We start from the raw sequence: 12,110 nt of genomic DNA, 5'->3' as shown, positions 1-12,110 counted from the left end.
GCAACACCATCTGGACCAGGCTCATCCTGGCATGCGGGGGCATTTCAAAGGCGCGGATGACAAGGGCATGCTGGCAGGGCGAAACCAAATCCACCAGCGCATCCCGAACCATGAAGGGAGGTTGCTGGGCGTTGCAGGCCGGAGCGGTTGCCGTACAAACCCACCAACCGCTCTGGTTCCGCATGCGAAGGTCTACGAACCCTTTAGGCCACTTGACCTTTCAGAATCCAAGCCAATCGTCTCCGATTGAAACGGCGGCATCCAACCCGAATCAGCCGACACCTTATCAAGAACTCTCCGAGCCAGGGCATCATACGAAAATGATTCAGCAATGACACCCGGATCATGCTGAGGTTCCCGATGCAGACACTCCCATAATTCGTCGCGTGTACGATAAAAAAGGATCTTGTCCTCCCAGTGCGGCGGTTCCGTGTACAACCGGTCATCGTTGACTACCGGAAACGCACCACAGGCGGTGATCTCGACCAGGCGTTGCGATTTGATCAGGCGCTGATGTGGCGAGAGGGCATACCGGGCCTGGTTGTATACGGTCGCCACGGCCTCCCCGTGATGCAACTCTCCCCTATAATAAGGCGCCACAAGGGGAATCCGATCCCAGAACCGACCGTAAACCTCCACCTCCCACGCAAGATCCGGCGCCAGTTCACACAGCCATTCGACCGAACGATTCCGAACCACACAGGTAAAAATGTATTGATTGATCTGAATGTAAGGAATACCGGTCTGCCTGGCCAAATCCTGTATCAACGTATCCGGAATGGGTTCCCCCTGCTCGAACATATCCCGCAGGAGATGAAAAATACGCTCCTCGACTGGATGGGCGTGTAAAAAATGGTGATACGAACTCCCTATGAAAACAACTTTGTGCCGGGCATCCCTGGGTGTCGTGTTGCGAAAACAGGCCAAGTCCACACACATGTCCTGTCGCTCCACCACAGGAGCACCCGTCGCACGAATCAGCTCATCAAATGCCGGGTAGGCAGAAAAAACCAGATCGCGTTTCCGCCAGGGCAGCGGTTTGCCACTCCGTATATCGGGGGTGGGATCCTGATACCAGACAACATTATAAACATCCGGATGAAGATTAAAATAGTGATTTGGATTATTAATATTAATCACAATATGTGGATTGAAAGAATATATTGATTGAAGAATATGATTATCATTCAAAGATTCCCTCTCGTCCTTTTCAATATCAAGGTAAACCTCACAGCCAAGACGCTCAAACGCTTTTGCAACGTCACGCGATGCATATTGCATAACGGTCGTCCTGATGCTGGTCAGCAAATAAACACGCAACATTTTTCCGGAAATAAAAACCGGATTTTTTTCATGAATTCGCACCAGCATTTGATTGTTTTCTGCTTTGATGTCTCTCATGCACGCATTGATTTGCGACGCAACCTTATTGACAATTTTTACCTGTTCCGGACTCCTGGAATCAAAATCAATTTTTCTTGGAAAGCGCCATTTGGTGCGATAAAAAAAATCATACACTTGATCCACAGGAATATAGAACAGGGTTTCCAATTCAACACCAAGTTTGATAGAATCAACATGATAACATATTTGTTTGACGCTAAAATGACCGTTCAATAATTTTACCATATTCTGTTGACGCGCTGCCGTCACGGCCCTTTGGCCATCCAGGAAGAGAGTGTCCATGAACTCTTCCGTGGAAACAGTGGGGGAGGCCGGTAGTGTGGCTGGCGAGGCGACCGGCGAGGCGGCTGGCGGGGTGGCTGACGGGGTGGCCGACGGGGCGACCGGCGGGGTAGCCGGCAAGGCAGATGATAGAGTCGTTGGCGAAGCGGGAATTTTTCCTGGGTTCAGGATCGTCTTCGCCCTTGCATCCACGCCCCGGGCCACGACCGAAGGCGCGTCATTCATTTTTTCCATACAGCAATGTTTGTATTTGATTCCGCTGCCACAAGGGCACTCGGCATTGCGTCCTGTTTTCATGACTGATCTCGTGTATCGGATAAAACAAGTCAAGGATGGGCTGCCGGAAACTGTCGAGCACTCCATGTCGTGCTGAACTGTCGAGCACTCCATGTCGTGCTGAACCGAAACAGCCGAACGGTTTACAGATCCACCGTGTTGACACTGGCGACGGGAAGCTCTTCCAGGAAAAGACGGGCCACATCCTGGAAGCGATCCGCCACGTCAGTGACCCAAAAATCGAGGATGCGTGTTTGCCCAGGGGGTGCAGGCAGCATGTCGGAGGAGAGATTTTTTTCCAACTCGCGGGCCACTGCCGCCGCCGAGTCGATCAGGTGGACGTTTGGCCCCATCACCTCCTGAATGATCTGTCTCAGAAGCGGGTAGTGGGTACACCCCAGGATCAAGGTGTCGATGTTTTCCGTATGGAGTGACGCCAGACTCTCGGCGACGATCAGACGGGTGGCCGGGTGAACGATCCACCCCTCCTCGACCAGGGGGACGAACAAAGGACAGGGGGCGCAGACGGTATAGATACCCGGATCGAGGAGAGAGAGAGTTTGTGGATAGGCCCCACTGGCCATGGTGGATCGGGTGCCAATGACCCCCACCCGACCCAGGCGGGTAGTCGCAACAGCCATGCGGCACCCCGGTTGGATCACCCCCAGAATGGGCAGGGGAACACGCGCCCGCAAGGCATCAAGGCCCAATGCGGAGGCCGTGTTGCAGGCCACCACAATCCCTTTGACACCCCGGCGTTGCAGAAAGGCCCCCACCTGAAGGGTGTAACGCTCAACCGTGCGCGGGGATTTGGAACCATAGGGAACACGCGCCGTGTCACCCAGATAGACCAGATTTTCGTCGGGAAAACGGCGGGCTACCGCCTTGAAAACGGTGAGCCCCCCAACGCCCGAATCGAACACTCCAATGGGTCGTGAATCGTATCGTCTCTCCATCCTTTCATTTTAGCTTGCCTGCCGGGCAAAAGAAAACCGTTGCCATGCGGACAGCTCTTTGCTACCTTGCCACCCGTCGCGAGCGCTGGATGATTTTTTCTCCCCCACTCGCCGATTGTGCGGATGTGGTGAAACTGGTAGACACGCTGTCTTGAGGGGGCAGTGGCGCAAGCCGTGCCGGTTCGAGTCCGGCCATCCGCACCAGGTCAATTGTCAAAAGAGACTCGGGAAAATCCAAGAAGCCCGCAAGAAACAGCCTTGCGGGCTTTTTCTGTCACACCGGAACACGATTTCAGATATGCTTTCCGTGGAAGTGATCGTCAACGCTTGGGAGAAACCGCATGTCCAACGCCGTGACCTTGGATGATGTCTGGAAAGTGGTTCACGAAACAGCCAAACAAATGCAGGAAACTGATCGAAAGATGCAGGAAACTGATCGGATCGTGAAGGATCTGGCCAAGCGGGTGGGCAACCTGACAAGCCGGTGGGGTCAGTTTGTGGAAGGGTTGGTTGCCCCGGCTTGCGAAGCGATGTTTGCCAAGCGGGGAATTGATGTGCGGGCAGTGGCCCCCCGGATGCGAGCCAGGTTACCTGGAAACCGTCATATGGAGATTGACTTGTTGGTGCTGGACACCACAGTGGCCGTTTTGGTTGAGGTGAAGAGCAGACTGAAAATTGAGGATGTGCGGGACCATCTGGAACGGTTGTCCGAATTCAAGGAGTTTTTCCCGGACTACGCCCACAAGCGTGTCATGGGGGCCGTGGCCGCCATCGTCATCGACGAGGAAGCCGACCGTTTTGCCATCAGGCAGGGGTTGTTTGTCGTCGTTCAGTCCGGGGAGACCGTTACCCTGGCCAATACCGACGATTTCACCCCGAGAGTCTGGTAAGTTTGCAGTGCCTGAGTCGTATCCGATGGCGGGCTGCCTCTAATTATATTAGTTATATTATTTTTTAAACCATATCAGGTTTGGCAGAATAACTGTAAGATGATTAAGTTATAAACTGTTATCGCGAGTGGTTTCAACATTAAATTATTGAAATTAATAATTAATTTTTTACGATAAAGCTCGCGCCATGATACAAGCAGGCTTGACAATGACTCTTGAAATCAACTTCATGACCATGATAGACTCCTTAGCATGCCCGGGTCGCTGTTGGCGCAGCGGGGGGTTGGTGCGCCAACAGAGTCGCACCATACCCGGATAACCTACGGACCATTGCATCCATGGAGGGATCATGAAACGCGGAAAGTCGTTGCTTTTTTGTGTAGCGATGTTGACAGCTCTGGTCTGGACTCAAGACGGAGGGGCTGCTGACAAGAGAACCTCCGCCACCACCACACCGGCAACAGGGAGTGCCGCTACGCCAGAAACTGGGACAGACGGGGAAAAACCCACAAAGGAAAACAAACCGTCCACATCAGGAAGGTACGACATAAGGTTGCAGGTTGGATTGGAAGGCTCAACATACAGCGCCAAGAGTGTTCAGACCACGCCTGGCACGGAAAACAATGGGAGTGCTTGGTCCAGCAAGGGGTTTTTTGCCCGGCTCAGCAAGGAGTGGGAACCGGTCAAGGGTGATATCGGTATTCCCGGGCTTACGAACCCGGTCATGACAACCGCAATCGCCTTTGAAAAAGAGAACGTTGTGCAGCCCTCAGCCAACTCTCCCAAGGCAAATGCATTTGACATCATCCAGAGTGCCCAAATGGTATCTCCCTCCTTATCATTCCTTTCTCATTTTAAAGGTGAGGGTGGTAAAGCGAGAGATATGTATGTCCATTTCAGAAGCGCCGCCTATATATCACAGGAACAACGGGTCGACAATCATTTCCTTAAACATGAATTCCTGGGCATTGGTATTGAACAGGGAGGGAAAACGGCGGATGCAAACTCCTACAGACTCGAAATTGGGCCGGCCTATGATCAGAGGCTCGACAGATCCATCAGAGTCCAAACCCTGTTTTTTGCCAGGTTTCCGAGTGCCGGTGGTTCAGCGCAAAAATCCGATACCCCCGCCAAGACGACAACACCAGACGACCCTGCCAAGAGTGGCGAAGCTGAACAGCCTGATACCACCAGTTCCGCCAAGAGCAGTGGAACCGCGTATTTTATCGCGGCGCGGGTAAGCTCAAGCGTTTTTCCTGTCAAGGCATTCAATAACGACAGGGGACCGGACGATCTGAAGGTGATGATCGGTGTCGAGAAAAGCTTTGATGAGATCACCAGTAAATTGAAAAGCTTCATCGAATAACCTCCTGAACCGGGCCGCATGGGGCCTCACCACACCGTCCCGCGCCGTTCTGACCGGGTTTTCATCCGAAAAGCCCGCAGGCGTCCATCCTGCGGGCTTGTTTGCGCCAGCTTTACCTGCCGGGGCAACCCGTGTCATCCTGCGGGGTCCGGCTGTCAATTGTTTCGCAACAAACCGCATGGGTGCGGGGTTGGGGCCTGCCGGGAGTGTTCCTGAACAAGCATGTTCAGGAAAAAATGATTCCGTGGGTGGTGGTTCCCGCCAGTCTGCCATGCAAGAGCCCGCTTTTGTCCATCTCCATCTCCATACCGCCTTTTCCCTGCTGACCTCCACAGTCCGGGTGGAGAGGTTGATCGCCCGGGTGCAAGAGCTGAAAATGCCGGCGGTGGCCTTGACCGATCAAGGGAATCTGTTTGCCGCTATCCCGTTCTATACCCAATGTTTGAAAGCCGGCATCAAACCCCTTTTGGGTGCCCAGATCTACGTGGTCCCCAATCGCCTGGATCGGACGGAAAGACAGGATCGGGAAATCCGGGATCAACTGATCCTGTTGAGCCGCAACCAGGAGGGTTGGCGCAACCTGCTGCGCATTCTGTCGGTGGGACATCTGGAGGGAAGTCATGGCAAACCCCGGGTGGACATGGACACTTTGGCGCGACATGGGCGGGGTTTGCTCGCCCTTTCCGGGGCGGCGAAAGGGGCGGTGGGACGCCACCTGGGCGCCGGACGAACCCAGGAAGCGCGGAAGGCTGCCACAGCCCTGGCGATGCTGTTCGACGATGGTGCAGGAGTTCCCAATTTCTATCTGGAGCTGCAACGCCACGGCTTGCCGGAGGAAGAGGAGATCAATCGTCAAACCATGGATCTGGCTCAGGAGTTAAACCTCCCTCTGGTGGCGACCAACGATGTCCACTTTCTCAACCCAGCCGATCAACCAGCCCAGGACGCGCTCCTCTGCATCGGGTTGGGACACACCCTGAGCGAAGAAAACCGCATCCGCTTCAATGCCCAACATCACTTCGTGCCGCCCGAAGAGATGATCCGGCGTTTTGCCGACGTGCCCGAAGCCATCACCAACACCATCCAGATTGCGCGCCGCTGCAATACCCGTCTTGAGCTGGGGCGACCCATGCTCCCCGATTTTCCTGTACCGGAAGGGGAAGATCTGACCACCCTACTCCAGCAGGAGGCGGAAACGGGCCTGCAAAAACGGCTGCAAAACGAGGTCTTCCCGCATCTTGCCGCCGAGCAACAGAAGGAACAGGAGTCCCTCTACAAAAAGCGCCTGGATTATGAAATCGATGTCATCGTCCAGATGGGTTTTCCGGGTTATTTTTTGATCGTGTCCGATTTTATCCGTTGGGCCAAGCGGGAAAAAATTCCCGTCGGTCCCGGTCGTGGCTCCGGAGCGGGCTCGGTGGTGGCCTGGGCGCTGGATATCACCGATCTGGATCCGATTCGTTATCAACTCCTGTTTGAACGGTTTCTCAATCCAGAGCGGGTCTCCATGCCCGACTTTGACGTGGATTTTTGCATGGACCTGCGGGAAAAGGTGATCCATTACGTTCAGGAACGCTATGGACCGGAGCGCGTGGCGCAAATCATCACCTTTGGCTCGTTGCAGGCGCGGGCAGTGATCCGCGATGTGGGACGGGTGCTGGAGTTTCCCTATGGCCGCGTGGACGCCATTGCCAAACTGATTCCCAACGTCCTGGGCATCAGCCTCGAAACCGCCCTGCAACAGGAAGAGCGTCTGCAAAAATTGCTGGCCGATGAACCGGAAGTCCAGGAACTCATGGGTCTCTGTCTGGCCTTGGAGGGGTTGCCCCGCTCAGCCGGAACCCATGCCGCCGGTGTGGTGATCGCCAACGGCTCCCTGACCGATACGGTTCCGCTCTATCGGGATCCCCGTTCTCCCATGCCGGTCACCCAATTCAACATGGGGGATGTGGAAAAGGCTGGCCTGGTCAAATTCGACTTTCTCGGCTTGAAAACCCTGACCGTGATTCAGGCTACCTTGGATATGGTGAATGCCGACCGGGCAAAACAGGGCGAATCACCCATCAACATCAACCAGATCGATCTGGCGGATGAGAGCGTTTTTGCCCTGCTGAAGGAGGGGCGGACACGGGGTGTGTTTCAATTGGAATCTTCGGGCATGCGGGAGATTCTCAAAAAACTCGCTCCGGATACCCTGGAAGATGTCATCGCCCTCGTGGCCCTCTACCGCCCCGGACCACTGGGTTCAGGCATGGTGGACGACTTTATCAAACGCAAGCACGGACAAATTGCCGTCAGCTATCCCCTGCCACAACTGGAGCCGATTTTACGCGAAACCTACGGCGTCATCCTCTACCAGGAACAGGTGATGAAAATTGCCCAGGTTCTCGCCGGCTATACCCTGGGTGGGGCGGATCTGCTCCGTCGCGCCATGGGGAAAAAAAAGGCCGAAGAGATGGCCTCACAACGGGCAACGTTCGTGGATGGGGCCCGGAACAACAATATCCCCGATAAAAAGTCCGAATTTATTTTTGACCTGATGGAAAAATTTGCCGGCTATGGGTTCAACAAATCCCATTCGGCAGCCTATGCCTTGATCTCCTACCAAACGGCCTGGCTGAAAACCCATTACAAGGTGGCCTTCCTGGCAGCTACCATGACCTGCGAAATGCAATTCACCGACAAGTTGATGCATTTCGTCCGGGAGTGCCGGGACATGCAGGTGCCGGTTTATCCCCCCGATATCAACCGTTCCCGAGAGGTCTTTCTGGTGGAGGGGGATGGAATCCGGTATGCCCTGACAGCGGTCAAGAGTGTGGGGGAGGGAAGCGTCAAAGCCATGCTGGACATTCGGGATCGGGATGGCAGATTTCGCTCCCTCTACGAGCTCTGCTGTCGCCTGGGGTCCGGCATTCTGAACAAGCGCATGCTGGAACAATTGATCAAGGCCGGGGCGTTTGACACTTTGCACGGAAATCGCAACGCACTGCTCCGAGGTCTGGCCGAAACCATGAGCCTTGGGGCGCGCAAACAGGCTGACGCTGCATTGGGTTATCGCGATCTTTTCAGCTCCCTGGAGGAGGAGAACGGCGGGGTTGGCGCAGCCCCCCCTCTGCCGGAAACCCCGGAACCCGACCCCGGCCAACTGCTGACCTTTGAAAAGGAGGCCCTCGGATTTTTTCTGACGGGTCACCCCCTCCAGAAACATGCCGAAGAGTTCTCCTCCTATGGTTTGGAGACCACTCTCTCTGTGCGCGAACGATTTGGCGCAGGGGAGGAGATCGAGGGTTCGTTTGATCGCGAGAGTGTCCCAACTTCCGGTGGGTGGAGATCGAAGGGCGCAGGTGAAAGAGGACCGACGCTGAAGCTGGCCGGTTTGGTGGCTGAACGCAAAATCCATCGCACCCGCAAGGGAGATCGCATGGCTTTTTTGACCCTGGAAGATATGTATGGACAACTGGAAATCGTCGTCTTTCCAGAGGTCTATCAGGCGTCAAGTGCATGCTTGGATGGTGAGGAACCGGTGGTTGCAGAAGGGACGGTCGACACCAGCGAGGAAGAGCCCAAAATGGTGGTCGAGCGTTTACGCACCCTGGATGCCTATCGGCAGGAAGTTTGTCGCGAATTGCGCGTCGAGGCTGACATGACCACTCTTTCGGATGATGTCCTGGAGCGTTTGGAAGCTTTGTTGCATGAACATCGCGGCCCATCGTGCCGGGTGCGCCTTGCCTTGCGGCTGGCGCATGCCAACGCTACCCTCCTCTCCGGCGAGGGTTGTACGGTGCGACCCAATACCCGTTTGCTCAACGACATGCAGACCCTGTTTGGTGTGCGGTCGGTGAGTTTCACCCTGGGCGGAGAGCGCCAGGATGGAGAGTAGACATGGCGCCAACCTATCTCGATTTTGAAAAGCCCATCGGAGAATTGATGGTCAAGGTGGAGGAGTTGCGCCATCTGGCCACCACATCGGACCTGGATCTGGCGTCCGATATAGCCAGTCTGGACGAGAAGGTGCGTGGTTTGACCGAAGAAATTTTCAGCCGTTTGACCCCATGGCAAAAGACGCTTCTCTCCCGGCATCCCGACCGCCCCTATACGAGCGACTATCTGGGGACGGTTTTTACCGGCTTTACGGAGCTGCATGGGGATCGAAAATTTTCCGACGACCGGGCCATCATGGGTGGTTTTGCCGAATTGGATGGCATGAGCGTCATGGTGATCGGCCAGGAGAAGGGGCGCGGCACCCGGGAAAAGTTGGCCCACAATTTTGGCATGCCGGGCCCGGAAGGGTATCGCAAAGCCTTGCGGCTGATGAAATTGGCAGAAAAATTTCATCTTCCGGTGATCACCCTGATCGATACCCCTGGCGCCTATCCCGGCAGGGGGGCCGAGGAGCGGGGCCAAGCCCAGGCCATTGCCGACAGTCTCAAGGAGATGATGCGCCTGCAAACCCCCACGATTGCCGTGGTGATCGGAGAGGGGGGATCGGGCGGAGCCCTGGCCCTGGGTGTGGCCAACCGCGTCCTCATGATGCAACATGCTGTTTATTCAGTGATCTCTCCCGAAGGGTGCGCCTCGATCCTTTGGAAGGATGCCGCCAAGGCGGAGCTGGCTGCCGAGGCCTTACGCCTCACCGCAGATGAAATCTTTGCCCTCCATGTGATCGATGGCATCATTCCGGAACCCGTTGGTGGAGCCCACCGGGATTCCCAGGCTGCCGGGATGGCCCTCCGTGAGCATTTGCTCGTTCATCTTCGGGAGTTGCGCTCCGTCACCCCGGAGATTCTTGTCCGAGAGCGTCGGGAAAAATTTCTTGCCATGGGGGTGGTTTTGGGAGAGGGTGGGTAGCTTTCAAGGTATCCGCACGATGGTTTGTTGACACTGTTGAAGGAGGAATTTGGCATGAGCCTGCTTAAAGATTACCTGAACGAACCCTTGGATTGGCGCCGTTATCAGGTTTTTCTATATTGCTCGGGTATTTTTATTTTTTCCCTTGGGGCAAAAGGATTTATCGACGCTAAACTGGGCACGGATCCGCTCGACGTGCTCGTCATAGGGATGAACGCGCATCTTGGCGTTGGTCTTGGCGTTTGTTCGTCGCTGGTCGCCATTTTTTTCCTGTCATGGTGGATGATCTGGAATCGCAAGCTGCCACCACTGACACCTTTTGTCAGTACGGCTGCGGTCGGGTTTTTGCTCGATTTTTGGAATGCTGTTGAATTGCAGCAATACACGATCAGTGCCATGCCTGTCATATATGTCAAATTTTTCAATCATACCCTCAATTTGAGTGCTGTTCTACTCGATATCGTCTCGCTTTTGACCTGTGCCTACGCATCATCCTTGATCATCATGAGTGGTATTGGCATTCGCATCATGGACCTTGTAGCCATCACGATGATCGAAAAATGGGGATGGAGTTTCTTTCGTGGAAAGATGACGCTGGAAATTGCACTTTTCAGCTCGGGTTGGATTCTTGGTGGGCCCATGGGAGTGACGACGGTGCTTTTTCTGTTTTTGGTTGGCCCTTTCATTCAGCCATTCATGTGGGTCAATGCAAAATATTTGAGCATCCCGAACCATGGCATCAGGCTGCCTGTCATTGAGAAGTTGAAATGCAGCTCTTCCGAAATCTAAAGGTATTTGCATGCATCTAGCCCTTTTCGATCTGGACAACACCCTCCTGGGCGGAGACAGCGACTATCTCTGGGGTCGGTTTCTGGTGGAGCAAGGTATTGTGGATGGGGAGTCCTACGAGACGACGAATCTGAAGTTCTATCAGGATTATGCCCAGGGAGTCCTGGATATGGAGGCCTATCTGGCGTTCCAACTGGGAATTTTGACCCGGCATCGGTTGGCGGTCCTGGAGAGGTGGCGGGGGGAGTTCATGGAACGGATGATCCGGCCCATCATGCTGCCACGAGGTCGGGAGCGCATCGAACGTCACCAAAGGGAAGGGGATACGGTGGTGATTGTTACGGCAACCAATCGGTTTGTCACCGCACCGATTGCTGCGGCGTTTGGGGTGGAGCACCTGCTGGCCACGGATCTGGAAATGGTTGATGATGTCTTCACGGGCCGTCCGTTGGGCGTTCCCTGTTTTCAGGAGGGAAAGGTGGTTCGGCTTCGTCAGTGGCTCAAAGATAAGCCCCACTCCCTGGAGAGGGCTTTGTTTTACAGTGATTCACGCAACGACCTGCCGATGCTGGAGGCTGTGTCCCACCCCGTGGCCGTAGATCCAGATCCGGTCTTGTACCAGCATGCCCTGGCCCGGGGGTGGGAGGTGATCTCTTTTCGTTGACTGCCTCGCTCCTTTCTCGCGCGGTCCGTTTTATTGTCCAATACGCCCTTTAATCTCAACACCAAGTGCATCAAGCGCGGACCCCACCTTTTTCATCGAGGTGTGTTCATCTAAATAGATGGCGCATCCCAGGGCTTCCAGGTCCAGGGGTCTCTGAACGATTACGCCCCGCCGAGGCGGTCGAAGATGAAGTCGCAACAAACGATAACGCAAACGTGGACGTCTCCTTGGCTGGCAAGATGCGGTGAAACTGCGTCAGTGACAACAGAGCGAGGCGTTCATGCATGACCGGAGGCTTGGCTTCGGATATCATGGTGGTGGGATGAACCATATGATGTGCGCAGGTCCGCCATGAAATTTATCGATCCAAGAATCGACTTTGCCTTCAAAAAGATCTTCGGCAGCGAGGATACCAAGGATATTCTCATCAGTTTTCTGGAAAGCCTGCTTGGGTTGGCGGAAGACCGACGCATTGCCCACCTGACCATCCTCGATCCATTTCTGGCACCCAGGATCAAGGATCTCAAATATTCGGTGTTGGATGTGCGCTGCACCGATCATCGAGGCGTCTCCTATATCGTCGAGATGCAGGTTCAGAAGGTGGATGCCTTCCTGAAGCGCATTCAGTACAACGC

General features: G+C 54.8%; 9 protein-coding genes, 1 tRNA gene and 1 pseudogene. 8 read left to right on the top strand and 3 right to left on the bottom strand.

The window, feature by feature from the left end:
• Positions 1 to 192 precede the first annotated feature (192 nt).
• The 3 genes and pseudogenes from HQL63_14465 to HQL63_14455 form a co-directional block, all read right to left on the bottom strand.
• The gene (locus tag HQL63_14465) at positions 193 to 1,686 is read right to left on the bottom strand and encodes a hypothetical protein (protein MBF0178029.1); all 1,494 of its coding nucleotides are present in this window, start codon (positions 1,684 to 1,686) and stop codon (positions 193 to 195) included.
• A 225-nt stretch (positions 1,687 to 1,911) separates the two neighbouring features.
• Positions 1,912 to 2,076, bottom strand: a pseudogene (locus HQL63_14460) (SEC-C domain-containing protein).
• 29 nt (positions 2,077 to 2,105) lie between these two features.
• Entirely contained in the window at positions 2,106 to 2,918 is an 813-nt protein-coding gene (locus HQL63_14455) for a glutamate racemase (GenBank protein ID MBF0178028.1), read from the bottom strand.
• Between the two features lie 119 nt (positions 2,919 to 3,037).
• On the opposite strand from HQL63_14455, the gene HQL63_14450 reads away from it, so the two are divergent.
• The 8 genes from HQL63_14450 to HQL63_14415 form a co-directional block, all read left to right on the top strand.
• Positions 3,038 to 3,122 (top strand) — tRNA-Leu (locus tag HQL63_14450).
• A gap of 137 nt (positions 3,123 to 3,259) precedes the next feature.
• Complete coding sequence (locus HQL63_14445) at positions 3,260 to 3,808, top strand: DUF3782 domain-containing protein (GenBank protein ID MBF0178027.1); 549 nt, start codon at positions 3,260 to 3,262, stop codon at positions 3,806 to 3,808.
• A gap of 349 nt (positions 3,809 to 4,157) precedes the next feature.
• Complete coding sequence (locus HQL63_14440) at positions 4,158 to 5,174, top strand: hypothetical protein (GenBank protein ID MBF0178026.1); 1,017 nt, start codon at positions 4,158 to 4,160, stop codon at positions 5,172 to 5,174.
• A 244-nt stretch (positions 5,175 to 5,418) separates the two neighbouring features.
• Positions 5,419 to 9,054, top strand: a complete 3,636-nt coding sequence (gene dnaE / locus HQL63_14435; protein MBF0178025.1) for a DNA polymerase III subunit alpha — start codon at positions 5,419 to 5,421, stop codon at positions 9,052 to 9,054.
• Between the two features lie 2 nt (positions 9,055 to 9,056).
• On the top strand, positions 9,057 to 10,022 hold the full coding sequence (locus HQL63_14430; GenBank protein MBF0178024.1) for an acetyl-CoA carboxylase carboxyltransferase subunit alpha: 966 nt from the start codon (positions 9,057 to 9,059) through the stop codon (positions 10,020 to 10,022).
• A 54-nt stretch (positions 10,023 to 10,076) separates the two neighbouring features.
• Positions 10,077 to 10,811, top strand: coding sequence for a hypothetical protein (locus tag HQL63_14425; GenBank protein MBF0178023.1), 735 nt, complete (start codon positions 10,077 to 10,079; stop codon positions 10,809 to 10,811).
• A gap of 10 nt (positions 10,812 to 10,821) precedes the next feature.
• Positions 10,822 to 11,475, top strand: a complete 654-nt coding sequence (locus HQL63_14420) for an HAD family hydrolase (protein MBF0178022.1) — start codon at positions 10,822 to 10,824, stop codon at positions 11,473 to 11,475.
• Between the two features lie 351 nt (positions 11,476 to 11,826).
• Positions 11,827 to 12,110, top strand: a 284-nt coding sequence (locus HQL63_14415) for an Rpn family recombination-promoting nuclease/putative transposase (GenBank protein ID MBF0178021.1), incomplete at its 3' end; no start/stop codon positions are given.

Source organism: Magnetococcales bacterium (assembly GCA_015231175.1).
GTDB lineage: Bacteria > Pseudomonadota > Magnetococcia > Magnetococcales > DC0425bin3 > HA3dbin3.
This window is presented reverse-complemented; position numbering and strand designations above follow the sequence as displayed.